This window comes from Streptosporangium sp. NPDC053982 (assembly GCF_055585205.1).
The window spans coordinates 255,975-282,341 of record NZ_JBVJKQ010000008.1; the positions used below are offsets into that span (position 1 = coordinate 255,975).

22 protein-coding genes are annotated in these 26,367 nt (G+C 69.7%); 11 read left to right on the top strand and 11 right to left on the bottom strand.

The window, feature by feature from the left end:
• Positions 1-21: 21 nt before the first annotated feature.
• The 3 genes from ACZ6W9_RS16540 to ACZ6W9_RS16550 all read right to left on the bottom strand — a co-directional run bounded on the left by ACZ6W9_RS16540 (position 22) and on the right by ACZ6W9_RS16550 (position 2,576).
• A complete protein-coding gene (locus tag ACZ6W9_RS16540; RefSeq protein WP_470118437.1) occupies positions 22-1,899 on the bottom strand; it encodes a DNA/RNA helicase domain-containing protein in 1,878 nt (625 codons plus the stop codon).
• Between the two features lie 82 nt (positions 1,900-1,981).
• Positions 1,982-2,140: a hypothetical protein gene (locus ACZ6W9_RS16545; RefSeq protein ID WP_389960186.1), complete on the bottom strand. Its 159-nt coding sequence runs from the start codon at positions 2,138-2,140 to the stop codon at positions 1,982-1,984.
• Positions 2,141-2,216: 76 nt separating this feature from the next.
• The gene (locus ACZ6W9_RS16550; RefSeq protein ID WP_389960188.1) at positions 2,217-2,576 is read right to left on the bottom strand and encodes a nucleotide pyrophosphohydrolase; all 360 of its coding nucleotides are present in this window, start codon (positions 2,574-2,576) and stop codon (positions 2,217-2,219) included.
• Positions 2,577-2,974: 398 nt separating this feature from the next.
• Between ACZ6W9_RS16550 and ACZ6W9_RS16555 the strand changes: the two genes are divergently transcribed.
• The 3 genes from ACZ6W9_RS16555 (at position 2,975) to ACZ6W9_RS16565 (ending at position 6,859) form a co-directional block, all read left to right on the top strand.
• Complete coding sequence (locus tag ACZ6W9_RS16555; protein ID WP_470118440.1) at positions 2,975-4,987, top strand: AAA family ATPase; 2,013 nt, start codon at positions 2,975-2,977, stop codon at positions 4,985-4,987.
• Positions 4,984-6,219, top strand: a complete 1,236-nt coding sequence (locus tag ACZ6W9_RS16560; protein WP_470118442.1) for an McrC family protein — start codon at positions 4,984-4,986, stop codon at positions 6,217-6,219. The genes ACZ6W9_RS16555 and ACZ6W9_RS16560 overlap by 4 nt, the downstream gene beginning before the upstream one ends.
• A 280-nt stretch (positions 6,220-6,499) precedes the next feature.
• Positions 6,500-6,859: a hypothetical protein gene (locus tag ACZ6W9_RS16565; RefSeq protein ID WP_470118444.1), complete on the top strand. Its 360-nt coding sequence runs from the start codon at positions 6,500-6,502 to the stop codon at positions 6,857-6,859.
• Between the two features lie 443 nt (positions 6,860-7,302).
• On the opposite strand, the gene ACZ6W9_RS16570 is transcribed toward ACZ6W9_RS16565, so the two are convergent.
• The 3 genes from ACZ6W9_RS16570 to ACZ6W9_RS16580 form a co-directional block, all read right to left on the bottom strand.
• Positions 7,303-7,959, bottom strand: coding sequence for a DUF6461 domain-containing protein (locus ACZ6W9_RS16570; protein ID WP_470118446.1), 657 nt, complete (start codon positions 7,957-7,959; stop codon positions 7,303-7,305).
• Positions 7,865-8,098 (bottom strand): Lsr2 family DNA-binding protein, encoded by a 234-nt coding sequence (locus ACZ6W9_RS16575; RefSeq protein WP_470118448.1) that lies wholly within the window; start codon positions 8,096-8,098, stop codon positions 7,865-7,867. Before ACZ6W9_RS16575 ends, ACZ6W9_RS16570 begins: the two co-directional genes overlap by 95 nt.
• 196 nt (positions 8,099-8,294) lie before the next feature.
• Positions 8,295-9,590, bottom strand: a complete 1,296-nt coding sequence (locus ACZ6W9_RS16580) for a hypothetical protein (protein WP_470118450.1) — start codon at positions 9,588-9,590, stop codon at positions 8,295-8,297.
• Positions 9,591-9,985: 395 nt separating this feature from the next.
• Here ACZ6W9_RS16580 and ACZ6W9_RS16585 point away from each other — a divergent pair, with 395 nt between their 5' ends.
• On the top strand, positions 9,986-10,486 hold the full coding sequence (locus ACZ6W9_RS16585; RefSeq protein ID WP_470118452.1) for a SigE family RNA polymerase sigma factor: 501 nt from the start codon (positions 9,986-9,988) through the stop codon (positions 10,484-10,486).
• Positions 10,483-11,280, top strand: coding sequence for a hypothetical protein (locus ACZ6W9_RS16590; protein WP_470118454.1), 798 nt, complete (start codon positions 10,483-10,485; stop codon positions 11,278-11,280). Before ACZ6W9_RS16585 ends, ACZ6W9_RS16590 begins: the two co-directional genes overlap by 4 nt.
• Before the next feature lie 67 nt (positions 11,281-11,347).
• On the opposite strand, the gene rox is transcribed toward ACZ6W9_RS16590, so the two are convergent.
• On the bottom strand, positions 11,348-12,778 hold the full coding sequence (rox, locus tag ACZ6W9_RS16595) for a rifampin monooxygenase (RefSeq protein WP_470118456.1): 1,431 nt from the start codon (positions 12,776-12,778) through the stop codon (positions 11,348-11,350).
• Positions 12,779-13,157: 379 nt separating this feature from the next.
• Between rox and ACZ6W9_RS16600 the strand changes: the two genes are divergently transcribed.
• On the top strand, positions 13,158-13,466 hold the full coding sequence (locus tag ACZ6W9_RS16600) for an NIPSNAP family protein (protein WP_179824508.1): 309 nt from the start codon (positions 13,158-13,160) through the stop codon (positions 13,464-13,466).
• A gap of 39 nt (positions 13,467-13,505) precedes the next feature.
• On the opposite strand, the gene ACZ6W9_RS16605 is transcribed toward ACZ6W9_RS16600, so the two are convergent.
• Entirely contained in the window at positions 13,506-13,703 is a 198-nt protein-coding gene (locus tag ACZ6W9_RS16605; RefSeq protein WP_389960198.1) for a hypothetical protein, read from the bottom strand.
• Positions 13,704-13,976: 273 nt separating this feature from the next.
• Between ACZ6W9_RS16605 and ACZ6W9_RS16610 the strand changes: the two genes are divergently transcribed.
• A complete protein-coding gene (locus ACZ6W9_RS16610) occupies positions 13,977-14,642 on the top strand; it encodes a DUF433 domain-containing protein (protein ID WP_362932277.1) in 666 nt (221 codons plus the stop codon).
• A complete protein-coding gene (locus ACZ6W9_RS16615) occupies positions 14,575-15,189 on the top strand; it encodes a PIN-like domain-containing protein (protein ID WP_362932275.1) in 615 nt (204 codons plus the stop codon). Before ACZ6W9_RS16610 ends, ACZ6W9_RS16615 begins: the two co-directional genes overlap by 68 nt.
• On the opposite strand, the gene ACZ6W9_RS16620 is transcribed toward ACZ6W9_RS16615, so the two are convergent.
• Complete coding sequence (locus ACZ6W9_RS16620; protein WP_389960203.1) at positions 15,172-15,462, bottom strand: hypothetical protein; 291 nt, start codon at positions 15,460-15,462, stop codon at positions 15,172-15,174. The two genes, ACZ6W9_RS16615 and ACZ6W9_RS16620, sit on opposite strands and share 18 nt — an antisense overlap.
• Before the next feature lie 87 nt (positions 15,463-15,549).
• On the opposite strand from ACZ6W9_RS16620, the gene ACZ6W9_RS16625 reads away from it, so the two are divergent.
• Positions 15,550-15,996: a hypothetical protein gene (locus tag ACZ6W9_RS16625; RefSeq protein WP_470118459.1), complete on the top strand. Its 447-nt coding sequence runs from the start codon at positions 15,550-15,552 to the stop codon at positions 15,994-15,996.
• Position 15,997: 1 nt separating this feature from the next.
• Here ACZ6W9_RS16625 and ACZ6W9_RS16630 read toward each other — a convergent pair whose 3' ends face one another.
• Positions 15,998-18,037 carry a hypothetical protein gene (locus ACZ6W9_RS16630; protein ID WP_470118461.1) on the bottom strand — a complete coding sequence of 680 codons (2,040 nt, stop codon included), beginning with the start codon at positions 18,035-18,037 and terminating at the stop codon, positions 15,998-16,000.
• A gap of 265 nt (positions 18,038-18,302) precedes the next feature.
• Between ACZ6W9_RS16630 and ACZ6W9_RS16635 the strand changes: the two genes are divergently transcribed.
• Together ACZ6W9_RS16635 and ACZ6W9_RS16640 are read left to right on the top strand one after the other, a co-directional pair.
• A complete protein-coding gene (locus ACZ6W9_RS16635) occupies positions 18,303-18,962 on the top strand; it encodes a hypothetical protein (RefSeq protein ID WP_470118463.1) in 660 nt (219 codons plus the stop codon).
• 269 nt (positions 18,963-19,231) lie between these two features.
• Entirely contained in the window at positions 19,232-22,282 is a 3,051-nt protein-coding gene (locus tag ACZ6W9_RS16640) for an AfsR/SARP family transcriptional regulator (RefSeq protein ID WP_470118465.1), read from the top strand.
• Here ACZ6W9_RS16640 and ACZ6W9_RS16645 read toward each other — a convergent pair.
• Entirely contained in the window at positions 22,204-26,310 is a 4,107-nt protein-coding gene (locus tag ACZ6W9_RS16645; protein WP_389960213.1) for a golvesin C-terminal-like domain-containing protein, read from the bottom strand. The two genes, ACZ6W9_RS16640 and ACZ6W9_RS16645, sit on opposite strands and share 79 nt — an antisense overlap.
• Positions 26,311-26,367 lie beyond the last annotated feature (57 nt).

Below are 26,367 nucleotides of genomic sequence, written 5' to 3' on the forward strand. Positions count from 1 at the left end.
GACGGCCGGCTCGCCGCGTGTTCAGTCCTGGACGAGCCCGCGCAGGAACTCTTGGGTCCGCGGGTCGGTGGAGTACATGAAGGTGCCCACCATCCCGCGGGTGAGCAGGACCTTGTAGGTGTTCCTGATCAGGCGGTCGGCCTGCTCGTCGGTGACCTTCTTGGTGAGGGCCGGGTCCTTGCTGGCGGAACGGACGGTGACGAGCCGGCCGTCGCGGTAGACCAGGTCGGGGCCGAGGATGACGCCGTTCCAGTCGTACTCGAAGCCCTGGGCGGTGTAGACGCAGCCGATCTGCTCGAAGCCGCCATCCTGCGTCGCCCACATTGCGCTCGGCGGCGCGTCGCCCACGGCTCGGTCGCCCTTGACGTTCCAAGGACGGGACCAGTCGCCGATCCGGACGTCGTGGACGAGGGTGTCGTCCTTGCGCGGGTCGCTCCACGGCCAGCAGAAACCGGCCGTCATGCGGGCGGAGTAGTCCTTCTTCTGCCTGTCGCGTAGGAGGGACTCCAACTCGTACGGCGAGTCCGCCAGGGACACGGCGAAGTGGTCGTCGCCGGTCCATGCTTCGGGGCCGTCGCCGTCCAGGCCGAGCAGGCGCAGCACCCACTGCTCGTAGGCGCGGCTGCCGCCACAGCGGAACTGTCCGTCGAGGGAGACCTCGTGGACGCGGAACCCGCGGGCCTCGGCGTGCTCCCTGATCTCGGCGACGGTGCCCAGCTCGCCGGGCCGTACGACCTGGTGCTCGTCCAGCAGGAAGACCGGCACCCGCGCGGCGTCGATCAGCTCGTCGATCTGGCGGCGGTCGCTGCGCAGCCGGGCGGGGGTGTAGCGGTTCTGCGAGGTCTCGCGGATCCGGTGCGCCTCGTCGCAGACCAGCACGTCGAGGCCGTTCCGTTCGGCCTGCATGAAGCTGTTGAAGTACTTGAACAGGCCCTTCACCTTCGAGGAGCCCTTGCCGGGGACACGGCGCAGCGTCTCGGTGAAGGAGCGGGAACCCGTGGCGTGCAGCACGGTCCGCCCCTGCCGCGACAGCTCGCCCAGCAGGGACAGCGCGATGACGCTCTTGCCGCTTCCCGGGCCGCCGGAGACGATGACGACCTCCTTGGAGTCGGCCCCGCGCGCCCGGTCCACGGCGTTCAGGACGATCTCGTAGGCCAGCCGCTGCTCGTCCAACAGGACGAACTGCTTACGATCCCTGATCTCCTCGGCGGCGAGCTTGAGGAGCTGCTTGGAGGGCCGTACGGCGCTGCTCAGCAGCCGGTCGGCCGCACCTGCTCCCGGAAGCGGGGCGAACCGGTCCCGAAGGTAGTCGACGAAGGCGCCGCGCCGGGTCTTGGTGAACAGCCGGGTGCGCTCGTCCTGGACGTGCCCGTAGAGGTCCTCGACGTCGAGGTCGGCGGCGTTGTGCAGGTAGGCCACACCCCGGAGCGCATCGTCCCGGCCGGCCAGGGCGCCGACGAAGTCGGCGAGGTAGTCGCAGTAGTCCCGTACCTGAAACGACGGGTGCAGCCTGGGGCCGCCCGGCAGGCCCTCGACGAGCACCAGCTTCGGATCGTCCTCGAACCGCTCCGCGCGGCTCCACTGCTTGAGCTTCACGACCACGTAGGCGTCTTCGCCCGTACGGCGATCCACCCCGGCGAGCACCACGTCGGCCCGCTTGCTGGTCAGCGGGAGCTGGTACTCCACCAGCATCTCGACGCCGCCGAGCCCGGCGTCCAGGAGGTCCTGGGCGAGGACGGGAAGGCTGCGCTCCCACGACCTGCGCTCAGCCAGGGAGGGGTTGATCCGCGCCGTCCTTCGGAGACACTCGGCGATGACCTCGCTGAGCCGTCTTTCGGGAACCGAGCCGTCGGTCGCCAGTCTGGCCAGACCTTCGGCGGAGTGCCGGAACGCCGTCACGGACCTACCCCCAGGCAGCACGAGAGACTCGTGCGGTATGGGGGCGTGTCCGCGTGGATCAGACGATCAAGCGATCAGGTGATCAGACGATCAGCGGAAGCCCGTCGGGCCGCATCACTACGCCAGGAACATTACAGCGATCTTCCGACGAAATCAGACGAGTGGCAGGGGCTTTCAGCCGGTCTTCGAGGGTTTCTATCGGAAAGCGGTTTTTATTCTGGTCGATGCTGTTCTCATGCACCGTCGTCCTCGCGTCGGTCGTTCCGGTCCAGCGTGCCGTCGGACCGTCGCAGTCGGACCGGAAAGGCGTCGCGCCGTCAGACGGTGTCGGATGACGCCCTCCCGGCCCGTCCTCGCGTGGTCCGTACCGGGAAGCGTTTCTCGTTCTGGTCGATTTTGGCGTGGGTGGCCTTGATGAGGTCCACGTTCAGCACGTCGGCGAGGCGGACCAGGTAGGTGACGACGTCGGCCAGCTCGGACCTGACGCGTTCGGCGGCCTCAGGATCGTCCATGACCGCGGCCGACTCCTCGGGCGTCAGCCACTGGAACTCCGCTACGAGTTCGCCGGCTTCTCCGGCGAACGCCATGGCGAGGTTCTTGGGCGTGTGGAACCGCTCCCAGTCGCGCTCCCGCGCGAACCGCCGCAGGCGGTCGGCGAGATCTCCGAGCTCCGTCATGCGAGCACGCTACCGAAGGGTGCCCCGGTGCAGTCATCCGCTGCGGCTTCGGAAGATTGGATGGTGAACTCCGCGACCTGCGGCGGAACCCCAACGATCGAGGACGCCCGCATCCCCTGCGCCGGGGTTGTCGCACTGCTCTGGGCGAGACCACCTGGAGCGGATCCGCCGTACCGCCTGAGCGTTACAGCGCAGGTGGCCCGGGATGCCGTCGGCTGTGAACCGGCCGTCGGGACGTCGGCTGCGGGTGTAATGATCAGGTTGGATTTGCCGATCTTGCAGCTATGACGTCGCGGACGGAGCTCACCCGACAGATCTTGTTTATGGCCGCCCGGGTTCTGGCCGATCACCCCGAGGGCCTGCCTGTTTATGAGATTTTGCTCCTGGTTCAGAGTCAGATGCCAGATCTGGCCCAGGAGTGGAGCAAGGGAGGGGTGGCGAGTAATACGCCGGAACTGGCTCTCCGATGGAAGAGCGGTGGCCTGGGGAAGTCCGGTTGGATCACCAAGGCGCATGGCCGCTGGTACCTGACCCCGCTCGGCAGTCTCGCCCTCGAGCGGCATAGGGACGTTTCCTCTTTCGTCGCCGAGTCGCATACCGGATATGTCTACTGGGAGAAGAACAGGAAGAGATTCGAGGCTGTCGAGCGCCTGCTGGAGGCCGTACCCGTAGGGCACTGGGTCCCGGCCGAGGACCTGGCGGCCCAGACGGGTGTGGACGCTCCCCACCTGGTCGGGTGGCTTCAGGGGGAGCGGCCCGAGGGCTGGCACCGAGTGCTCGATCGGGACGGCGGCATTCCGGAAGACGCCCACGCCGACGAGCGTCTGCGCAGGACCTGGCAGAAGATGCTCGACGAGGAGGGGCTGCACGCCGTACTCGGCATGGCACCGGCGGGGCGGCGGATCTCCGGCGCCGACCTGCGCCAGCTCCTCGACGAGGACGCGGACACGAACCCGGATGCGGATTCCGGTGGCTCAGAGCGCTCGCGCCGCGCCTGGTTCGTCCGGGGCTCCAACGTGCGGGGCGGGAACCTGGTGCCGGACTGGCTGGCGGAGGGCTACTGTTCGCTTCCGGCTGCCAGGCTGCGTGAGCTGCCGCCGGGCGTGAGCCAGGAAGCGGTCCGGGCGGCCGTGGACGAGGACTATGAGGACGCCTCCTACGGAGAGCGGGTGAAGAAAACGGCCGAGTTCTACGCGTTCCTGTCGCGGATGCGGGAGAACGACCTGGTGCTCACCGAGGACGGGGACAGGATCTACCTGGGTCACCTCACCGGAGGCCCGGTGTTCGAACCCGACGATGACGGTTTTTCCGACCTGCGGCGTACGGTCACCTGGCTGAACGCGGAGTCGCCGCTGAACCGCGCCGACGACCTGCGGGCCGAGATATCGGCGAAGTTCGCGACCCAGCATGACGTGCTGAACCTGACGGAGTTCGCCGAGGAACTGGAACGGCTGAGCAGGCCGGAACTGCCGAGACCCCCGGTCGCCCGGAGGATGACGCTCCCCGACGCCGACGACGAGCTGGCCAGGACGCTGCTCGTCGACCGTGACTGGCTGCAGGAGTGCGTCGAACTGCTCCGCGACCGTCCGCAGCTGGTCTTCTACGGGCCGCCTGGCACCGGCAAGACCTATCTCGCCCAGGAGCTCGCGCACTTCCTGGCGGGCGGCAGGCCGGAGAACGTCAAGCTCGTGCAGTTCCACCCGGCCTACTCCTACGAGGACTTCTTCGAGGGGTTCCGGCCGGTGCAGACCCCCGACGGGCAGGGGGTGACCTTCAAGCCGCTGCCCGGACCGCTGCTGCGCCTGGTGGACGCCGCCCGGCAGCGGCCCGAGGAACCGTACGTCCTGATCATCGACGAGATCAACCGCGGCAACCTGGCGAAGATATTCGGGGAGCTGTACTTCCTGCTGGAGTACCGCAGGAGGGCCATCGACCTGCTCTACTCCTCCGCCGAGGGGACAGGCCAGGCGTTCACCCTGCCGGAGAACCTCGTCATCCTCGGCACGATGAACACCGCTGACCGGTCGATCGCCCTGGTCGACGCGGCCATGCGGCGCCGGTTCGCGTTCGTCGAGCTGCATCCGGAGGAGACGCCGACCCGGGAGATGCTCGGCCGGTGGCTCGGGGAGCGGGACCTGCCGGACGACGCGGCCCGCCTCCTGGCCGAGCTCAACGCCCGCATCGACGACCGCGACTTCAAGATCGGCCCCTCCTACCTCATGCGGGAGGGCATCCATCGGGACGGCAGGGGCTTCGAGCGGGTCTGGCGGACGCAGATCCTGCCGCTGCTGGAGGAGCACCACTACGGCGACGGCATTGACGTCTTCCAGCGGTACGGCCTGCCCGCGCTGCGGAAGGCCCTCAGACTCGACCAGGATCCGGAAGAGGCGGCCGGGGAGCCCGCTTCGTGATCATCCTGGTGGAGGGGGCCCCGCCGGTCGAGTGCGAGCTGACGGCCGGGCAGGCGGCGGCTTTGGCGGCGGCGAAGGCCGTCCGGGTGACCCCTGGCCCGCACGCCGGGCTGTGGCGGGTCCGCGACAACGGCTACGTCGGCGCGGCCGTCATCGGCGGGGTGGAGGTGCGGATCGCCCCGAAGGTCCCGGTGGACCGCGTCTTCTTCCTCCTCGGATATGCCCGCCGGCTCGGCGGCTGGCGGCAGGAGGAGGTGGACGCCGGGGAGCACCCCGACCTGCTCCCCGCGCTGGCGCACGCCTACGCCAGGGCCGCCGACCGCGCCCTGCGGCAGGGCGTGCTCCAGGGATACCGGGAGGCGGAGGAGGCGCTGCCGGTCGTCCGCGGCCGGATCCGCGAGGCCGACCAGCTCCGCCGCCGGTACGGCCTGCCGCTGCCGGTCGAGGTCCGCTACGACGACTACACCGTCGACATCGCCGAGAACCGGCTGCTGCTGGCCGCCTCGGCGCGGCTGCTGCGGCTGCCGGGCCTCGCCGTACCGACCCGCAGGACGCTGCGGCACGTCATCGCCAGGCTGGCGGGCGTCACCCCGCCGGTGCCGGGGCGGCCCGCGCCGGTCTGGCGGCCCAGCCGGCTCAACACCCGCTACCACACCGCGCTCGGGCTGACAGAGCTCGTACTGCGCGGCGCCTCCTACGAACTCGACGACGGCACCGCCGTCCGGGTGGACGGCCTGCTCGTGGAGATGTGGCGGGTGTTCGAGGACTTCGTGACGGTGGCCCTGACCGAGGCGCTGCGGCCGTACGGCGGGCGCTGCGATCCGCAGGACCGCCGTCACCACCTGGACCACGGCGAGCGGGTCCGCCTCAGGCCCGACCTGGTGCGCTACGCCGCCGGTCCCGACGGGCGGGAGGTCCCGGCGGGGGTGGTGGACGCCAAGTACAAGATCTCCACCGGCCCCGACGGCCACAACGCCGACCTGTACCAGATGCTGGCGTACTGCACGGTGCTCGGCCTCGACCGGGGCCACCTGGTGTACGCCGAGGGGGAGGCCGAGCCGTACCGGCACGTGGTGCGCGGCACGGGCATCGAGATCGTCCGGCACGCCCTCGACCTGACCCTGCCGCCGATCGGGCTGCTCTCGGCCGTCGAACGGCTCGCGGGATCGATCGCCCACGAAGCCCCGACCGGCGTTGGTCTTCGGGCGGAGATCTCACCGAGGCGGACGTAGCGGCCGGGGTCAGGAGGAGGCACCAGGTATGGCGGCGCCCAGAACAGGGCGGCTGAGATGGTGCGGGCCGATGATGACGCCGGTGATCCGGCCGGCGAGTGCCAGGGCCGCCGGAATGGGGTTGTCGAGAGTGGTCGTCGGCGGACGCCGTCCGGGGGCCCGCCGACGACCGGGGGTTGTGATGAGGAGGATCGGGTTGCCGCTCGCGGTTTGCGTCGTGCTCGGTTCCGGCTTGGTGTCCGGATGCGGAACATGCGGGGGGAAGGCCGAGGTGCATCGCGTGGCGCCGCCACCCGAGGAGGCATCTCCGGCCGAGGTGGTCCGGAGATACCTGGAGGCCATGGCGGGCCATGACGACAGGACCGGCCGGGCCATGTGGGATCGTCGCAGTCCGCAGTACGAGGCCGAGTTCAGGAGTGTGGACAGCGGCTTCGCCAACTGGACCAGCCTGACCGACGTGGAGGTCGGCGAGCCCGAGGTGGAGAGTTGCGGGGACATACGGCGGTGTGTGCGGGTGCCGGTGAGTTACACCTTCGAGCAGTGCGAGTTCTACACGACGGAGGACGGCCCCTACAGCGAGCGGTTCTTCCTGGAGCGAACCGGTGGCCGCTGGCTGATCAACGGCCACGGCCAAGGCTGATCACCGGGTGACTGCCAGGCCGGGTTCCGACGCGGCGATGAAGCCTTGCATCGGGTTCCGTTCTTGTTCGGCATACAGCTTGGTCTGCTCACGACTTCCCCCGCCTCGGTGACGCGATGTCTCCGATAGGCCACCACCAGGGCGACCACCCCGCCGACCCCCGCCACCACGGCCAGGGCAAGCTTCACCACCTCCAGCACCTGATTCAGCGTCGGCCGGACGGTGGCCAGATTCAACGGGCCCAACGCCGACAGCGCGATGACGATGAGAAGCACAGCCCCACCGGCGGCCAAGGCGAGGGGGAAGAGGCGCGGCATGACACCACGATGTCCTACGTTCGGCGCCGGCGGGGCAGAGCGAGCACATCGTTAGGTGAACGCCGGAGCCCCGACCGGCTTTGATCTCCGGGCGGAGGTCTCACCGAGGCGGACGTAGCGGCCGGGTCAGGAGTAGGCGCCAGGTATGGCGGCGCCGAGAATGGGGCGGCCGAGATGGTGTGGACCGATGATGACGCCGGTGATCCGGCCGGCGAGTGCCAGGGCTGCCGGGACGGGGTTGTCGAGGTGGTCGTCGGCGGCCGGGTCGATGCCCAGTTCGCGGAGGTGCCGGTTGAGCCGGTCGGGGTCCGCGCCCTGTCTGTCGATGGGAAACGCCGGGTTGACGGCGGTGATGAGCCGGCCGTCGGCGGCATGGGCGATGAGGTGCTGGGCGAAGTCATGTCGCTGCACCGCCACGGCCTCTCCGCCATCGCGCGACAGGGCGCCCAGGACGTCCCATTCCACGCCGCGCCCGCCACAGTCCTCGATCGCGACGGTCCAGTCCCCGATTCGCCTCACGGTGATGATCGCAGGTCCCTCCGGCAGAGAGTGGTCCTCATCCTCGATCAGCCGGATGTCCCCGTCTTCGGCGCCGAGCCGGCGCAGCACCTCGTGCTCGTCGAGCCCGCAAACGAGAACGATCGTGTAGATGTCCCCGAGCCGGTCGTCCCCCTGCCACTCGTAGTCCTCACGGTGACGCGCCGGGGGTTCTCGCGGTGGCGTGGACCATCTCGAACTTCTCCGCCTGCTCGTGGACCTCGGGATGGGCGGCGAAGAAGGCATCCATGATCTCCGGCGCGAGGCGGCCACGCTCGCTGACGGGGTGGCCCTTCTGCTGCGCCCACGCGCGGATGCGGTGGAGGGTGTCGAGCCCGAGCGTCCGGTAGGTGACGCGGAGGGGGGTGAAGTCGGCATCAGACATGAGCGGAAACTACCAACACGTCGGTGCCCTGTCCGCTGGTCTGCTCCGGGTCGAGTGGAGTCGCGTTTCCGGAGCGTCAGGTGCTCGACGCGCCCCAGGTTTCTCCGCGAGCCGGACGCGGCCGAGCCGTACGGGATCAGTGGGCGGGGCGGTCGAGATCGTCGACGATGGCGGTGGGGCCCGTATCGTCGGCGGCTCAGCTCTCCTCGGCGTGTTCCTCGCCGTCCCCGCGCCGGCGGAGCACCCGCTCGGTGATCCCGCCGGAGAGCCTGCCCGTCACCGATCTCGCCCGGTCGAGGGTCTCGTTGCCGAGTCTGCCCGTCACCGATCTGGCGCGGTCGAAGGTCTCGTTGCCGAGGCGCCTGGCGGCGTTGACGCCCTCCGCTCCCGTCTCCAGCACCTGGTCCCTCACCTCCACGGCCGCGTCCACCCACCGTTTCGCGTCCAATGAGTGCCGGCCCTGCTCGATCCCGAGCCGCTCGTGGAAGTCGACGACGGCGACCGCGACATGGTTGCTCGAACGCACCACCGCCGGGGACGTGGTCGGGTGCAGCAGCACCTTCATGTTGGCCGTGCCGACGACCGCGACGATGCGTTCCATCAGACGCTCGGTGCTCTGTGAGATGAGTTCCATCCGGTTCCGCCGGGCGGTCCGAAGCGCGAGGCGGTGCCGGTCCAGCTCGTCCGGAGACGCCTCCAGCACGCGGTCGAGTTCGAGTACGGCGATCGCGTCCTGCAGTTGGAGGCAGCGAGCCAGAACGGCGAGCCATTCCTGAACCGTGGACTCCGCGTCCTTGGACGCCTTGGCGAGGTCACTGATCCTGGCCTTGCGCTCCAGCTTCTCGGCGAGCGCGTCGAGCCGGCGCAACGCGTACGCCTGGGTCCGCGCGATCGTCATCGCCGTGGCCTGCACCTTCGACCATGTGACCTCGGAGACCCCGCCCACCTGCTCCCGGACGGTCATGGCCTCCTCGATGACGAAGCCCGCTCCGATCATGTCCGCCAGCACCGCGTCCTTCTGGGCGCGAAGCACATCGTCGATTTTCTGGTCGATCACGGCGAGATAGTCGGTGACCTCGTCCATGGCCTGCTGTATGGCGAGCTGTGCCATGAGCACCGCGACATTGGACAGAACCGCCGGGTTGGTCAGACGCGCCTGGGGCGTCTTCACCAGTTCGAGGAGCCCCTTGATCTTGCCGTTCTCCATCAACACGGCACGGCTGAAATCCGGATTCGACCCCTTCATCAGCGGGTGTTTCTTGAAAGCCCGTGCGGACTGCTCGGTCAGCTTCACCCAGCGGCCCGCTTCGGCGGCGATCCCGGAACCCGCCTGCGCGGCTCCGGCCACGGTACCGAGGACGGATCGGAGCCTCGGCAGTCCGAGGTCCTTCGACGGCAACCCCACGGAGGCGAGGAAGCGTTCGACGGCCGTCTGGCTTCCGATGACCGCCACGCCGTCACCGTCGCTGAACAGCTGAATGTCGTCATCCATCATCGGCTCCTGAAGTGGCTCTTCGTAGTCGGAGGTGCGAGCGGTGCGCGCGGCGGTGACCCGGTAGGGGCCGAGGTCTCCCGACGGCGGAAGTTCTCAACACTCCATCCGGAAGCCCTCAAGGTGCCTGACGTTACCTTCGCCCGCCCTGGCCTGACCACGTTTTGACATTTCGATCGAGTCGGCCTCGTGCCGGCGAGGAACGGCAAGAAAAGAGGGGAACGGTGCCCGCGACGCTGCGCGAAATCGGCGATACCTGGTGAATTCTGTTCAAAACGTACGGGTGCTGATCTGGGTGGCCTGACCTCTCATCGGACGGGGTCTCGTGGCCTGTCACCCGAATCGCCCTTCCAGGCTGTAGTTCCCGGTGAGGGCGGTTCATACGAAAGGACAGGATGGTGGATCGGTTCACCGAATACGCCGGGCACAGCCACGAGCGATTGTGCCGTACCGCGTACCTGCCAACCCGGGACTGGGCGACCGCGGAGGACCTGGTGCAGACCGCGCTGGTCAAGGCGTGGAGGGTGTGGCACAGGATCGAGGACGACCCCGACCGGTACGTGTACCGGATCATCGTCAACACGCACGCCTCCTGGTGGCGGCGGCGCTGGCGGGGCGAAGTGCCCACGGGGGAGATGCCGGAGGGCCCCGCGGAGCGGGACATCGCCAAGGCGGTGACCGACCGGGAGGCCCTGTGGGCGGCGACCGGGACACTGCCCGGCAGGCAGCGCGCGGTGCTCGTCCTGCACTACTTCGGCGATCTGTCGCACCAGCAGGTCGCCGATGTCCTCGGATGCTCGCTCGGAACGGTGAAGAAGCAGCTCAGCAGGGCGCTGGCGCGGTTGCGGGTGGACCCGGCGCTGCACAACTCGGAGATGGAAGGGGCGACCAGATGACCCGGTATACCGAGAACGATCTGCGGACGGTGTACGCCGAGCACAGCCGGAGCGGTCCTGTGCGGCCTCCGAGCCTGGAGACGATCGTACGGCGGGGACACAGAGCGCGGCTGCGCCGTAGGGCGGCGGTCGGCGTGGTGGCGGCGGGGGCCGCCATGGCGATCGTCAGCGCCGGCGGAGCCCTCCTGCCCGGCCTGAACGGGAACAAGGCCGGCCCGGCCTCGGGATCCTCGACGCGGACGACGACCAGCGCCGGACCGTCCGGGACGGTGAAGGGAATGAACGGGGAGACGCTGTCCGTGATCCACTCCGAGACCCATCGGACCATGAGCGCGCCGGTGACGGTGGTCTACCGGCCGACCAGTGTCGAAACCGGTTACTCCGTTCGGTGCGCCGACCGGGACGCGTGGGTGGTGGTCCAGCACGCGGGTACGGGGCAGGCCGACTTCGGGCGCTGCAGCGGATCGAAGGACGGTCCCGACTCCCAGCACGATCGGCTGTCGGTCGCGCCGGGGTGGCTTGATGGACCGCAGACCCTGAAGATCTGGGTTTTCCCGTCCGACGCGCCGATCGCCGAGGGGCCGTGGAAGGATGACGGCACGCCCAACCCCGATGTCCCGACGGGCGATCCGTACGCCGCCTGTGAGAAGGCCGATCGTAAGCGGGGCACCTGTGACGGCAGGTTCGTCCAGGACGTGGTCCAGGTGAAGCCGGAGCGGCTCGCGGCCGTGGTCGGCCGTCGGCAGGGCGAGCCGTGGACGGTGAAGATCTACGACAGGCCCTCCGGCTCCTGATCTCCTTGGCGGACCGCAAGGAGATCAGGCGAGGCCGGAGTGCGGGCCGTCCAGGAAGTGCCCGGTCTCACCCGACGGGTGCGCCGAACCACCTGGACAGCCGGGCGGACAGCTCCTCCTGGTCCTCGCCGACCCACGCCACGTGCCCGTCCGGTCGCAGCAGCGCCGCGGGCACGTCCGGCTCCTCACCGTCGTCGATGACGTGGTCGACCCGGTCCGCCCACCCGGCGACCGAGAGCCGGCCGGTGCGGTCGAGCAGCAGTCCGCGGCCGCCGCGCATCAGCTCGTAGAGACGCCCTTGCTTCAGCTCCACGTCCCGCAGCCGGCGGCCGAGCAGCTCGTGGCCCTCGCCGAAGTCGTAGCGGACCCCGATCGCGGTGATCTTCTCGATCATGCGCCGGTTCACCTCCTCGAAGTCCATCAGCTCCGACAGCAGCCGGCGCAGTGCCTGGGGCCCCGGCTCGGTGGACATCAGTACGGCCTGCGCGCGGGTGTTCTCCAGCACGTCGGCGGCGACCGGGTGCCGTTCGGCGTGGTAGCTGTCCAGCAGGTCTTCCGGCGCCCAGCCGTTGACCTGGGCGGCCAGTTTCCAGCCGAGGTTGAACGCGTCCTGGATGCCGAGGTTGAGCCCCTGCCCGCCCATCGGGGGGTGGACGTGCGCCGCGTCGCCGGCCAGCAGCACCCGGCCGACCCGGTAGCGCTCGGCCAGCCGGGTGGCGTCGCCGAACCGGGAGAGCCAGCGCGGCGAGTGCGCGCCGAAGTCGGTGCCGGCGAAGGCCCGCAGCTGCCGCTTGAACTCCTCCAGGGTCGGCGGGACCGTACGGTCCTCGGCCACCTTCTCGGCGGGCACGATGACGCGGTACACCCCGCTGTCCTTGAGGAATCCGGCGCCGAACCGCAGCTGGGTCCTGCGGACCTCCGCCGTGACGGCGGCGATGGTCTCCGGGTCCTCGGTCAGCTCCATCTCGCCCAGCAGCGTCTCATTCTCGGAGGGCTCGCCGGGGAAGCCGACGCCGAGCAGTCTGCGCACCGTGCTGCGGCCGCCGTCGCAGCCGACGAGGTAGCGCGAGCGCAGCCGCGTGCCGTCGGCCAGTTCGGCGGTCACCCCGTCCTCGTCCTGGCTCAGCCCGACCAGCTCGCAGCCGCGCCGGATCTCGACGCCGACCTCGGCGGCGCGCTCGGTCAGCAGGCGTTCGGTGACGGGCTGCGGGATGCCGAGGATGTACGAGTGCGCGGTGTCCAGCCCATCCGGCCACTCTTTGGTGATCCCGGCGAAGTAGCCGCCGATCCTGAACTGCTTGCCGTGCGCGAGGAACCGCTCCAGCAGGCCGCGCTGGTCCATCACCTCGATGCTGCGCACATGGAGACCGAGCGCGCGGACGTACTTCGCCGGTTCCGGCTCCTTCTCCACCACGACCACGCGTACACCGTGCAGCCGCAACTCGGCGGCCAGCATCAGACCGGTCGGTCCACCGCCGGCGATGATCACATCGATCACGAAATCCCCCATTCGAAGTCGCATCTCAGCCAGTCGCTCCGCACGGTCCGGAGGTACGCGCACCGGAGCCCCGCGACCGCGGCGTCGGTTCCACCGCCGGTCCGGCATGCCGCGTGACCCGGAGGCCGGCAGGAGCACACGTACTCGGTGGGCCCTGTTTCCGCGGGTCATGGCTTCGGACGGAGATTCTGCGGCATGACCCGGGTCTTGCCGCAAGCCCCCCGCTGAGCTATAAGTTGAAAGTGGAAGGGAGTGTTCGACCTCCCTTCCTTTTTCGTCCTCGGTGACGGACGGCCTCCTCCTTCGACGGTGTCGGTTTCGGCCTGTTCCGCTCCGCGTGCCGCCGAGGCGGGCCGTCGCGCAGGATAGAAATGGTCTTATGATCACCTGTGTCGTCGAGTACGTCATCGACCCCCGGAAGATCGACGCGTTCGAGCGTTTCGGTCGCCGCTGGATCGAGCTGGTCAATCTCCACGGTGGGACCCACCACGGCTACTTCCTGCCGTCGGAGGGCGCCAGCGACAAGGCCCTCGCCCTGTTCAGCTTCCCCAGTCTCGCCGCGTACGAGGAGTACCGGGGTCTCTTCGGCGTCCACCCCGACTTCGTCGAGGCGGACCGGATCAGGGACGAGAGCGGGTGCGTGCTCCGCTACGAACGCACCTTCATGCGACCGCTGCTCCCCGAGTGAGCTCCTGCGGCCGGGGCCGTCTCCGTCCGGAACGGCCGGTCAGTGCCTCATCCAGATCCACCCGGCGCTGTCCTCGTCGAAGGAGGGGTTCCCGCCGACCGCGGTCAACCGGCCGCTCCCGGGGACCCGGGCCATGTCGATGACCTCAGGGTCGTTGTTCTCCCAGGGCGCCTTCTCGTACGTCCACGACGGGCCGTCGAAGTGGAGCAGGATGCGATGCCGTCTCGGCCGGGCCATTACAGCCATCTTCCGGTGAGATCAGACGAGCGGCGGGGCTTTCCTGATCGGCCCTCGCGAGAAACAGCCGCCTGCCAGGAGTGAAGCCGAGTACGATCCCCTGGCAAGCCTCGTTCGCGACCCACACGGGGCCGTGGGTCCGCGGCGGCCGGACGGCGAGTGTCCTTCCACCTCCCTCTCGTCTCCACGTGTCCCATGGCGAGGCGCCCTGTCCGATGATGGGCCGATCGGCGATGATGACAACAGGCACAGTGATGAGAGGAGGCGCGCGACATGGACGACGTCAGGACTCGAACAGGCCTGCTGAACCAGAGCGACGCCGCTCGCTTCCTCGACATTCGGCAACGGACCTTCAACCGCTGGGCCCGAGGTTACGAGCGAGGGCGTCCGCTTCTGCACATTCTTCCTTCCGGGGGCTCGCGGCAGGCGACGGTGCCGTTCGTCGCCATGGCCGAGGCGTATGTGCTGGATGCCCTCAAACGGGCCGGCGTGAAGCCGAACAGGATCAGGCCCGCGCTTCAGCGACTTCAGCGGGAGTTCGGTCACGAGTACGTCCTGCTCGCCCCCGAGCTGGCGACGGATGGCATCGACGTGCTGTGGGACTTCTCGCGTACGAAGGCCGGTGCGGGGCTCATCGAGGCTCGGACGGGTCAGCACGTCATCAGGGAGATCGTCACCGACTACCTGGACTATGTGGTCCGCGCGGAGGACGGGTTCCCGGCGAGCCTGCGGCTGCGGAGCTGTCTTCCGTCGAACGTGGTGATCGATCCGCTCCGGGCGTTCGGGCAGCCGATGTTCGCGGAGACGCGCACGCGGGTCTCCGAGGTGGCGGCGATGATGAAGGCCGGAGAGGAGCCAGAGGTGATTGCCGATGAGCTCGGAGTCACCCTCGACGACGTCAGGACCGCCACCCGCATCCTCCTGGGCCACGCCGCCTGAGTTCTACCTCGACGAGAACAGCGTCAGTCGCAGCGTCCGTAAGCTGCTGGCCGGGCTGGGCTATCCGGTTCACACTCCCGCGGAACTGTTCGGCTCGCGTGATGAGGCGCTCGGTGCTCCCGATGAGCGCTGGTTGCCTCTGGTCGGGCAGCGAGGCTGGTTGGTGATCGCGTGTGACATCCGTATCTTTGAGCGCCCGCACGAATACGAGGCGTATCTCAGGGCCAGGGTCGCGGTATTCCTTCTGCCCGGCGAGTCGAGGATCGAGGAGCGTAAGGAGTTGATCGCCCGCAATCTGTCAGGAATGTGTAGTGAAGCCAGCCAGCGGCGCTCCGGCGTATGGCGGCTGACCGTGAATGGGCTGGTCCCTTACGCGGCTCCAGCCGCGAAGAGGAAGCGAGCGCAGCGCTCGAAGAACATCGGATGCGCTCCATACAGCGACATGATCGTCATGGCGGTCGAAAAGGTTCAGCCGCCGGAACGTTGCTCTTCCTCGCCGCACACCGGGGGACTCCGGTCTGATGGGTCGTCAGTGCCGCAGAGCTGAGGGCGGGACCTTCTCCGGGACGGAACGGAGCTCGTCCTCGAGTGCTTCGAGGAGCGCCCTGGCCGCCTGGCGGAGCCGTACCCGGCGGGCGGTGAGGTCCTCGGCGAACCGCCGGGCCGTCGGCCCCACCCACACGGGCTGCCCGGTGAACTGCCCGTGCGCCGGATCGAGTGCCGCCTCCAGGATGGCGACCCGCGCCCTGACCTCGGTCAGCGCCTGCTCCAGCACCTGGCGCCGCGGGTTGGGCACCAGATCCCCGGTTTGAGGATTCATACATCCCCTTTGTGGATCGTGGACACGGCGGCGGCCTCATTGGACATTATTGGATCTACGGCACATCGGCCAGCCCCGGAGGAATCAATGGCGTTTTCTGTACGGCGCGGCGTCGCGGTGTGCGCGGTGACGGTGCTGGTGACGGTTTCGGGGTGCGGGGAGAGCGGGCCTACGGCGGCGGAGGCGGGGGAGACGCTCAAGAGTCACATCACGGAGTTGATGAAGAAACGTTACGCTCTGGATGTCCGAATCACCGATTCTGGCGGACGCAATATTCCCTGCGGGGAGGGCAAGGCCAAGCGGACCTTCGCAGCTACCGGTAGGGATCCCGATTCTGACCGAAAGGCGGACAGTCTCAATAACCTCCTAGTGGGCACACTTTCTGGAGTCGCGTCGTACCGCATCATCGAAGACCGTGGTAACGCCCCCATCCGGCTCGCCAATGAAAAATACAAAACCGTGCTGGTCCTAGAATCACCGGGCAAGGGGCAGTACGCGGTCAGAGGGGAAACGCAGTGCCTTCCGACCTCATGAGCTAGCTGTCGAACACCAGGCCACGCTCCCTGCCTCGCTTGTTACCGCCCTCGAACCAGCTCGCCGTGTCGTTGGACAACGTCCCAAGAGCAGTCCTGTCATCGCTTCCCATACCGTTGACAACGGCCCATCTCTCGAACGCCTCCAGCCCCCTGTTCCCCTGCTTCATCAGGTCCTCGAACGGCCGCAGCCTTCCGTTCCCGTCCGCGATCGCCACCCCCGGCGGGCACTCCGACTGATAGTCGCCCGGTGTCACCTTCGGTGTGAAGCCGTTCGCCATCAGGATCTGCGCGTAGGTGTGCTGGCGGCCGAGGGTGTCGACGGCGTCCTGCTTGTCGGCCTTCTCCATCCGGGTCTCGTCTTCGTCGCCGAAGGCGTCGTCGGCGGAGAACGTGGTGCTCAGGGCCAGCCAGGCGAAGTCCGCGGCCAGGTTGGGCGCGGCGAAGATGCTCGTCACCCCGATGGCCGTGTCACGGATGAACCCCAGCGTGTCCTTCCGCTGCTTGTCGATCGTGTCGAGGTCGCCCTGGACCTTCTCGACGGCGGCCAGTTCGAAGCCGCGCACGTTGCCCAGCGCCGTGAACGCCCGGTCCAGGTGGTCCACGTCCCCGGTCTCCCGGGTCCTCATCGACGCCTCGCGGATCACCTTGCGGGCGAACCACCCCATTCCCGCCTCGAACGGCTTGAGGTTCTCCGGGGAGTCGGCGAAGGTCTTCAGGAAGCGGTAGGTGTCCTTGGGACTCAGCGTGAACGCTGACATCTGGCCGAAGTCCGATCTCGTGGACGTCAGCGCGCTGGGCTGGGTCATGTTGGCGTCACCGATGTTCGCGCCCTCGGTGATCTCGGCGGCGTACTCGCCGGCCAGCAGCGACATGAAGGGCCTGGCTCCGGGGGTGACCTCCATCGGCGTGCCGGGGGTGTCCTTGGTGCTGTCGGCGTCCCTGAGGTCTCCCATGATGGTCATGACGTTGAAGGCGAACTTCGCGGCCTCGGGGCTGTGCGGGCCCCTGTCGTAGGCTCCGCCTCCGGCGGCGAGCATCCGGCCGAACTCCGCGCCGACCTCGAAGTCCAGGCTCCAGGGCCGCCTGCTGGGTAGCGAGGTCTCCGTCCGGTTGAGTTCGGTGAACAGGTCCCGGAGATCCTGTCGCGGCATGTCGTTGAACAGTTCCCTGGCCGCCTCCGGGTTGTTGGCCAGGGCCGGCAGCAGCGGGACGAGGTCGGTCTTCCAGCGCCGGGGGCGGCTGCCGTCGCCGGGTTCGGCCGGGTTTCCCACCCTGTCGCGGGCTATCCCGGCGAGCCACGCCGTGGGGAACGTGCCGTACCGGAGCAGGGGTGCGAGTTCGGCGATCGGTGCCTTCTTGAGCGTGCTCGCCTCCCACGCCTTGCCCAGGAGGCGCGGCTGGGCCCCGATCGCCGTGCCCAGAGCGTCGCCGATGGTCTTCCGGTGTTTCTCGGCCGCTTCCTTGTCGTACCTTCCCAGGCGCAGGATCATGCCGCGCATGCCTTCGGTGCCGATGACCCGGAAGAACGCGGCGGTGAGGTAGGGGTCCTTCTTTCCGTCGGCGAGCCTGCCGAGGATCCGGTCGTAGTCGTCGCTGGGCAGGCCGAGGGAGGAGGGGGGAAGGCGGCTGAGCTCGAAGGCGAGGTCGGTGCCCTTCTTCGCGCTGCCCGCTGGGGACTTCCCCGTCTTCTCGTCGTACGGCAGCAGCCCCCAGCCGAACGGGTCCGCGGACGAACCGGCGGCCGTCGGCATGACCTGCCCGAGGAGAGGGGACGCCGCTCCGAGCATGGGGAGATCCTGGTTGATCGTCCGCAGGCGTTCGCGCAGCTTCGGGAGCTCGTCGCCGACCCAGCCCTGGATCTCCCTGATCGGCTGGAGGCCGGCGGCGGGTACCTGCGCCGTGGCGAGGAGCCGGTGGATCCGTTCGGTCTGCTCGCCGATGACGTCCCGGCCGCGTTCCAGCGCGGTGACGAAGCCCTCCATCAGCTCGGGGTCGATTCCGGTGAAGTCCGGTGACAGGGGCCCCGTTCCGGACGCCATCGGCCCTCCCGCTCATCCCTTTATTTCGGATTTTTCACCTTAACTCGATAAAGGTGGGCTGAGGGTGAATGATGCGAACTCACCGCTCGCCGGGCGGCTTCCTTTCCCGAATCGCCCCGCCGCGAGTCGTGAGAGAGCACCCTGGAGAGCGGGATCGGACACCATCCGTGAATGACGACCATGGGGATCGCACATGAGGTTCCGTCGCTACAGACGACCGTCGGCTCGCGTCTCGTCGCCCGGACGTTCTCCCGCGCGATGGCTCGTGGTCCTGCTGGGGCTGGGGGTGGTCGTGGCGGCGCTCTCCGCGGCCGGCGGGCCGTACCGGCAGACCCGGGAGTTCCGCGAGGTCGTGGCGTGCGAGGAGAGGGGCGGCGCCTGTTTCGCCAGGGAGCCGGTCTCCATCGTCGGCCGGCGCACCTACACCACGACGACGACGCGCACCAACGGCGACGGCACCACGAGTACGGACACGACCACCCACTTCGAGGTCACCTGGCGGCGGGCCGGAGGCTCCCGGCAGAGCCGCGACGTGTCGCCGGGCCTCTACGAGAAGGCGAAGGAGGGACAGCCGGCCACGCTGCGTCTCTGGCGCGGGCAGGTCGTCGGCGTGGACGCGTCGGGCGAGACGGCGCGGTTCGCGCCGGAGGCGAGCGGAACGCTCGGCAACTGGCTGATCCTGGCCTTTTTCGGCCTCGGGATCCTGCTGTGGGGGCTGCTGTTCGGCTGGTGGGACGGGTTCTTCATGCTCTTCTGGCGCGCCTTCGTCTGGACGTTCATGAGCATCGTGCCGGTGCAGATGGCGACGGGCGTCCTGGCCTACGGCATGGACACCGGGGTCGCCCTGGTCGTCGACATCGTGGTGTGCGCCCTCTTCGTCGGCGTTCCCGCCTGGATGCTGCTCGGTTCCCTCGACAGATGGTGATGCCCCGGCCTCGGAGATCCTGTCGTTTAGGGCCGCCGTCCGGCTGGTGGGACGGGTTCCTCGTGCCCGGCCTCCGGATGCCTGCCCGAGGGTTCATGAGCCTTCCGCCGGTCCGCGGCCTCGTGCCGCGCCCCGGAGACGAGCCGCACGCGAGGGCGAAGGTCCTCCGACCCCCGCCCGGCGGACGCCGGACGCGATCTTGATCGCTATCGGCGCAGCCTCTTCAATTGGGGAGGGCATACGGCCGTGTTCCACCGGAGAGGGAGACGATGCTGAGGTTCCAGGTTCTCGGTTCGTTACGGGTACTCGCCGGTCAGAAGGTGATCCCCGTCAACGCGCCCAAGCAGCGTGCGCTTCTCGCCCTCCTGCTCAGCAGGTCGAACCAGGTGGTGTCGGCCGACCGGTTGATCGACGAGTTGTGGGGCGAAGAGCCGCCGGTCTCCGCCCGGCAGACCCTGCAGTCGCTCGTCTCGCGGCTCAGATGTTCGCTGGCCGAGCCGGGAGCGCTGGTGGGCCGGTCGGCCGGGTACGAGCTGAGGCTGACCGACCCCGCCGCGTTCGATATGCGAATCTTCGACGACGCGGTGACCAGCGTCCGCGCGGGGACCGGTGAGGACCTCGCGGAGCGGGTGGAACGGGCGCTGGGTCTGTGGCGCGGCCCCGCCTTCGGCGACGTCCCGGCGACGCCGGCCATCTCGGCGGAGGTCGCCAGGCTGGAGGAGGCACGTCTGCAACTGCGGGAGCTGCGCGCCGATCTCCGGCTCGCCGCCGGCGCCTATGAGGAGGTCGTCACCGGTCACCGTGCCCTGCTGGCCGAGCAACCGCTGCGTGAACGCCTGTGGGAGCAGCTCATGCTCGCCCTCTACCGCGGCGGACGCCGTAGCGAGGCGTTGAAGGCGTACGCGCAGATCAGTGGTCTGCTGGACACCGAGATCGGCGTCGGGCCCGGTGCCGGGCTGCGACGACTGCATGCTCACATCCTCACCGGTGACGTGCCGGGGCAGGAGGGAGACCCGGAGCCCGAGGCCGTTCGAGAGCCCGTACCCGAGGCTGTCCGCGGACCCGCGCCTGAGGCCGTCCGTGAGCCCGTCCGTGAGCCCGTCGCCGTCCTGCCCGGCCAGTTGCCGCCGGACCCGGTCTGCTTCGTGGGCAGGCAGGAACGGCTCGCGGCGGCGCACGAGGCGCTGCGGTTGTCCGGGAGCCGTGACAGGGCCGCGATGGTCGTCGTCTCCGGCATGGCGGGGATCGGGAAGACGGCCTTCGCGCTGCGCCTGGCCCACAGTCTGCGCCACGGCTTTCCCGACGGGCAGCTCTTCGTGGACCTGCACGCCGCCGGGGCCGAGCCCCTCGAACCGGAGGAGGTGCTGTTGCGTTTCCTGCGCTCGGTGGGCGTTTCCGGACAGGACATCCCGGCCGGGGCCGAGGAACGCGCGGCGATGTACCGCAGTGTGCTGGCCGGACGCCGCATGCTGGTGGTGCTCGACAATGCCGCCGCCGAGCCGCAGGTGGAACCGCTGCTGCCGGGCGGCCACGCCTGCGCGGTGCTGGTGACCAGCCGCAGGAGGCTGTCGGGGCTGGTGGGCGCGCACCACGTGGAGCTGGGCCTGCTCACCGAGGAGGAGTCGGTCGAGTTGCTGACCTCCGCCGTCGAGCTGGAACGTACGACTGAGACATGGCGGGCCGTACGCCGGCTCGCCGCCCTGTGCGGTCACCACCCGCTGTCGCTGCGCATCTGCGCGACCCGGTTGTCGGCCAAGCCCCACTGGACCGCCGCCACCCTGGCCGACCGGCTGGCCGACGAGCGCAACAGGCTCGCCGAGCTGGAGTACCGTTCCACCGACGTGCGCGCCAGCTTCAACCTGAGCTACCAGGCGCTTCCGCCGGGCACCCGGCGGCTGTTCCGCCTGCTGGGGCTGTTGCGGGTGTCCGACTTCGCCGCCTGGCTGGCCGCTCCGTTGCTGGACGTGCCCGTGCGCGAGGCCGAGGAGCACGTCGAACTGCTCGTGGAGAACCAGCTTCTGCAGGTCGCGGGCCGCGACAGGATGGGCGCCCTGCGCTACCGCTTCCACGACCTGATCCACCTCTACAGCAGGGAACTGGCCGCCTCCCAGATCGCGCCGGGGGAGCGCGCGGCGGCCCTGTCGCGGGTGCTGGGCGCGTGGCTGGCACTGGCCGACCAGGCCCACGAGGCCGCCTACGGGGCGAACTTCCTGCTCAACCACGGCGAGTTCCCCCGCTGGCCGTTGGAGCCCGCCTACCGCGATCGGCTGCTGGCCGACCCCTGGGCCTGGTGGGGAGCCGAGCGCGGCAACCTCGTCGCCGTCATCACGCAGGCGGCGGACGAGGGTTTCCACGAGGCGTGCTGGGATCTGGCCGTCACCGGGACGACGCTGTTCGGCACCTACGGCCACCTGGACGACTGGCAGCTCACCCACGAGGCCGCCCTGACCGCCACGACGGACGGGGGGAACCGCCGCGGCGCGGCCATCGTGCTCAGCCACCTGGGTGCGCTGCGCATCTACCAGCGGCGTTATGAGGACGCGCTCTCCTGTCTGTCGGAGGCCATGGCGGAGCTGACCGAGCTGGGAGACGGGCGGGCGCAGGCGTTGTGCCGCATCGGCATGGGCATCGCGGAACGCGGGCGCGGAGACCTTCCCACGACGCTGCGGCACTTCCGTGCCGCCTGTGACCTGATCAGCGGCACCGGTGACCATCTGGCGGAGGCGCACGTGCTGCTGCAGACCGGGCAGACCCAGCTCATGCTGGGCGCGACGGCCCAGGCGGCCAAGGTCCTGCGGTGGGCCCTGGAAATCGCCGGCCGGGTCGGCAGCGGGCCGGTCGAGGGCTACGTGCACTACTGGCTGGGCATGGCGCAGCTGCACGCGTGCGACCACGCGGCGGCCACCTGGTCGCTCTCCGCCTCGGCCGGCCTGCTGGCGCCCACCGGGGACGTGCGCGCCGAGGTGTCGGCGCTGCAGGGGCTGGCCCGCGGCCACCTGATGGTGGGCGAGCGGGACAAGGCGCGTCACGCGCTGCGCCGGGCCGCCGCCAGGGCGCGGGAGATACCCCACAGCGGCCGGGCCGCCCGCACCCTCGCGGAGATCGCCGCGCAGCTGTCCGCGCACGGCGACCACGGCCACGCCGCCGAGGTGGCGCGCTGGGCGGTCGACCGGCGCCGGGTCGTCGGCGACGGCGCGCCGGAGGCGGACCTCCCGGCGCGCCACGCCGGCGATTCGGACGGTCACTCGCACAGGTGGGCGCTGCCCGGGTTGGCTCCCGCGCCGGCGGGCGCCGACAGGCCCCAGGGGTTGCCGACCTGACCGGAGCCGGTGCAGTCGCCGTACGGGCTGTCCAGCAGGCCGCCGGTGCGCGGCAGCCGGCTGAACATCCTGAAGTCCCCCCGCATGACCGGCGAGCGGCTCCCCGACCGGTTTCCGTCCAGGTCGATGGCCTGGCCGTTGTGGTAGAGGTACTGGTCGGGCATGAAGCTGGAGCGCAGCACCGGAGCGGCGCCGTTCCGCCGCACGCTGCCGTCCGCGCAGACCTTGAAGTCGAGCTGCTGCCAGATCGGCGGCGCGTTGTTGAAGATCGACCCGTCCAGCTTGGTGACCCCGCCGTCGGCGAAGAAGGCGTTGTTGATCTCGATGACCACCTGGGCGACCTCACCCGGGAGACGGGTGTCGGTGGACACCCTGACCTGCCAGGTGGCGGCTTCGAGGGAGGGGTTCGACGCGCCCAGCATCGGGCGGTAGCCGATCATGCCGCCCGAGACCGACTCGGCCGCCACGCAGGCGCCGCCGTCCACGAGCGCGGCCGCCTTGCGTACGGGCAGCAGGGCCCGTCCCGGCAGGACGCCGGTGGTGTTGGGGCGGGCGGTCCTGATCCTTCCGTCGTGCTCGTTGAGGTCCGCGGTGCTGTAGGTCAGGTCGGGAGGGCTGATCCCGTAGTCGTCCTCCAACGCCCGGATGGTGTTCATCACGAACCGCGGCAGGACCGTGTTACCGGTGCGGTCGTCGTAGTCGGCGTACTGGCTGCCGTCCACGATCAGGCCGTCGCCGGTCCTGACGAAGGAGACGGTGGCCTTCGCCCTGGTCTTGTAGCTGTCGTCCTCCGTGTCGAACCAGGACGGCTTGGACGAGCCGGTGGGCCGGTCGTCGTAGGGGTTGGAGAAGTGGATCCAGTTCGTGATGCCCTTGCCCGGCGGATGCTGGTCCGGGGACGTACCCGCCTCTCTGACCTGCTGGTTCCACTCCTGCATGGCCGCCTTGATCTTCGGCATGGCGCAGCCGCGATCGGGTTTCGAGGTGCAGGTGGGCAGCGCCGCCACGTCGCCCGAGATCTTCAGCCCCCAGTCGTGGAGCGCGTCGCGGTTCTTGAGCGGCGTGTTCATCATCCAGGTGCTGAGGGTGTCGCTGTCGATGTCCTGGTCCTCGTCGAACAACGCGACGGCCTCGACGGTGTGCTCGGCGTAGGTGCCCTGGACGGGCCGGACGGCGACGGCGTCGAAGACGACGGTCTCGTCCCCGCTCGCGTCGCCGACCTTCGTGCTCAGCCTGATCCTGGGCACGCCGTCGAACATGAACGCGCCGAGCGATTTCCACTGGTTGCCGCCCACGCGCTGGGAGACGGTGCGTTTCCGCACGCCGTGCGCGGTCTCGATCTCGTACGTGGCCTCGTGGGTGTAGCCGTAGTGGTCCGGCAGGTGGACGAGGATCTGCGCGGGCTGGCTGATCGACCTGCCGAGCGTCCAGGTGCCCTCGACCGCCATCGACGGGCGTCCCGGGTCCCGGGTGTGGCCGAAGTAGTAGTGGCCCGCGTAACCGCCGTCGATCTGGTGCAGGTCGATCTTCGACGGGTACATGCCCTGGCCGTCCTGGGCGAAGGTGAGGCCGAACGTGCCCTGGCTTCCTCCGGTGGTGCCGCAGCGGGGCGTCGGTGTGCCGCCGGGCAGGTCGTCGATCACCAGGGAGCCGGGCGGCAGTCCGCCCGTGCCGCACGTGGGCGGGTAGGCGGTGCCGTTGCCCTGGTAGGGGTAGCCGGGGTCGAAGCGCAGAACCTCGTTGCCGCAGCTGTAGCCGCAGTCGCTCTTCCAGGTCGCGGGCTGGTGGAACCAGCAGCGCAGGTCGCCCCGGCCGCACGGCCCGGCGGGCTCGCCGAGGTCGTTGGGGAACCTCTCGCCCGGGTGGCACTCGTTGGAGTCGTTGCAGAACAGTGTGAGCGGCGGCTTGACGTTGCGCCGGTTCACGATGGAGCCGGTGTCGGTGCCGTTCCACCAGGCGGGCCGGAAACCCACCACGTACGTGCCGGGTGACTCCAGCGCTTCGAGGGGGTGGCCGGCCCAGCCCAGCACCTTCTCGGGGTAGGGCCACTGCTGCGGCACCTTGGCGTCGGAGTAACCGGACTCGAGGAAGGGCGCGCGGTCGGCGGGGTAGCGGGGGTTGATCGGGTTGTTGGCCCAGCCGACGCCCCAGAAGCCGCCGCCCGTGTCGGGGTAGAAACCGCTGTTGTAGGCCCACAGGGCGAAGAACCAGTTCTCCAGCTTCGCCGGGTCACCGTTGTTGATCTTCATGCCGTTGTTCATGGTGGCGTTCCACTTGTCCTCCAGGATGCGAACGCCGGCGGCGATGTTGACGTTGAAGTCCAGCGCGACCGCCCGCTGCACGCGGTACGGCAGCGCCGTCTCGTGCTCCTTCTCCCGGCCGGCCAGGCGCATCCCGTCGGTCACCTGCGTGACGCCGTAACCGCAGTCCGCCTCGCTCCACCACACGTCCCAGTCGTCGGAGGGGGTGGCGTTGTAGATCTGCAGTCCGTAGAAGTTGCCGATGAGCGGGTTGCCGCTCTCCCCGGGCACCACCAGGCGGCTGGCCTGCCACATGTTGGACTCCTGCGCGGTCACGCCCAGCATCACCTGGGCCGGGATGAAACCGCCGGTGACCAGCCCGTGCCTGGGGAACAGCGTCTGCGGCGAGCCCATGCCGTGGTCGTCCAGCAGCGCGCCGCGCACGGCCTGGTCGACGGCCCATTCGACCTGGCGCGGCTTGGGCTGCAACGCCTGGCTGGCCGGGTCGTTGCGGGGCACCGAGCAGCTCCGCTCGGCCTCCACCGGATCGTGGGGAGACCCGGTGGAAGCCGCCGTGAGCGATGTGCCGGTGTCCGGCGCGAGGGCGGGACTGAGCGCGCGGCCCGAGCCGGCCTCGGCGCTCATCGCGCGGTCGGTGGCGGCGGTGAGGTCCAGGTTCCGGCCGGTGGCGGTGAGCCGCATCGAGACGTTCACCGGGCGGGCCGCCGCCGGCGCGGCCACGGGGGCGCGGGGATCGGCGGCGCCCGCCCAGTCCACGGCGGTCAGCGCGGCCCTGCCGTACGTGCTGGGCTGCGCGTTCGCGGGTACGGCGAGCCTGGTCACCGTGGGGGGAAGGGGAGCGGCGCCGGTGAGCTCTCCGGTCACGAACACCCGGCCGCCGGCGCCGGAGGCGATGCCGACGGAGCCCAGCCGGCCCCTGCCCAGGTCCTTCACCTCCGACGCCCTGAGCGGGCGCGGCCGGCTCGGGATCGCGGCGTGGCGGACGACGGCCTCGTCCGCGGTGTGGTCCATGAACACCACGCCGCCGTCGGCGTCGGCCCGGAGCCGCATGGGCACGTCGCGCGTCCGCAGCAGCGGCACCCGCTCGCCGCCGTCGCGTACCAGGACCAATCGCCTGCCGTCGGCCGCCACCACCCCGCCCTCGACCGGGACGGGTGAGGTCACCTGACCCTTCAGTTCGATCGCCGCGCCGACACGGCCGGCGGCGGCGTCGACCCGCAGCAGCCGGGTCCTGCCGCGGGTGGCCGCCTGGTCCTCCACGCCCTCCTGGGCGAGTACGGCGCTCTCCCCGGCTCCGCAGCCGGGATTGAAGTAGGCCAGCGAGGTCCGCGCGGCCAGCTTGCGGACCGCCCCGGTCTCCAGGTCGACCACGGCGGTGAAGCCCCCGCGCGCCGACAGGTTCTCCTTGTTGGTGAACGTCCTGGGCGCGTAGACCACGACGATCCTGCGCCCCGAGCCGGTCAGGCAGGCGTTGCCGATCCACTGGTCGGCCTCGAAGCCCGGCTCCGACAGCGTGGCCACGGTTCGCCAGGCGTAGCCGTCCCTCTCCCCGGCGACCAGGACGTGGAGGCCGTCACCGTCGCCGGAGGTCGTCCAGGCCAGGTCCGCCGACCGCCGCCAGCCGCCGCCCAGCAGCGCGTCCCGCCGGTCCTCCGCCAGCGCGGCCGGTCGGTCCGCAGGACGCGCGGGCGCGGCCAGGTCCTGCTGGGCGGCCGGCGGCGCGGGCTGAGGAGCGGCCTTCGCCGGAGGGATCGCGGACAACGACATGACCAATCCCGCGGCCAGCGCGAAAGCACTCGCGCGACGCCATGAAATCAACAACCC

Coding starts and splice junctions, on each gene's coding strand:
- ACZ6W9_RS16610 (WP_362932277.1), top strand. CDS start 13,977: ATGGACGACGTCAGGACTCGAACAGGCCTGCTGAACCAGAGCGACGCC.
- ACZ6W9_RS16550 (WP_389960188.1), bottom strand. CDS start 2,576: ATGACGGAGCTCGGAGATCTCGCCGACCGCCTGCGGCGGTTCGCGCGG.
- ACZ6W9_RS16625 (WP_470118459.1), top strand. CDS start 15,550: ATGGCGTTTTCTGTACGGCGCGGCGTCGCGGTGTGCGCGGTGACGGTG.
- ACZ6W9_RS16570 (WP_470118446.1), bottom strand. CDS start 7,959: ATGCCTTCTTCGCCGCCCATCCCGAGGTCCACGAGCAGGCGGAGAAGT.
- ACZ6W9_RS16630 (WP_470118461.1), bottom strand. CDS start 18,037: ATGGCGTCCGGAACGGGGCCCCTGTCACCGGACTTCACCGGAATCGAC.
- ACZ6W9_RS16580 (WP_470118450.1), bottom strand. CDS start 9,590: ATGGATGACGACATTCAGCTGTTCAGCGACGGTGACGGCGTGGCGGTC.
- ACZ6W9_RS16555 (WP_470118440.1), top strand. CDS start 2,975: ATGCCAGATCTGGCCCAGGAGTGGAGCAAGGGAGGGGTGGCGAGTAAT.
- ACZ6W9_RS16600 (WP_179824508.1), top strand. CDS start 13,158: ATGATCACCTGTGTCGTCGAGTACGTCATCGACCCCCGGAAGATCGAC.
- ACZ6W9_RS16640 (WP_470118465.1), top strand. CDS start 19,232: ATGCTGAGGTTCCAGGTTCTCGGTTCGTTACGGGTACTCGCCGGTCAG.
- ACZ6W9_RS16615 (WP_362932275.1), top strand. CDS start 14,575: ATGAGCTCGGAGTCACCCTCGACGACGTCAGGACCGCCACCCGCATCC.
- ACZ6W9_RS16620 (WP_389960203.1), bottom strand. CDS start 15,462: ATGAATCCTCAAACCGGGGATCTGGTGCCCAACCCGCGGCGCCAGGTG.
- ACZ6W9_RS16590 (WP_470118454.1), top strand. CDS start 10,483: ATGACCCGGTATACCGAGAACGATCTGCGGACGGTGTACGCCGAGCAC.
- ACZ6W9_RS16605 (WP_389960198.1), bottom strand. CDS start 13,703: ATGGCCCGGCCGAGACGGCATCGCATCCTGCTCCACTTCGACGGCCCG.
- ACZ6W9_RS16645 (WP_389960213.1), bottom strand. CDS start 26,310: ATGTCGTTGTCCGCGATCCCTCCGGCGAAGGCCGCTCCTCAGCCCGCG.
- ACZ6W9_RS16585 (WP_470118452.1), top strand. CDS start 9,986: ATGGTGGATCGGTTCACCGAATACGCCGGGCACAGCCACGAGCGATTG.
- ACZ6W9_RS16575 (WP_470118448.1), bottom strand. CDS start 8,098: ATGTCTGATGCCGACTTCACCCCCCTCCGCGTCACCTACCGGACGCTC.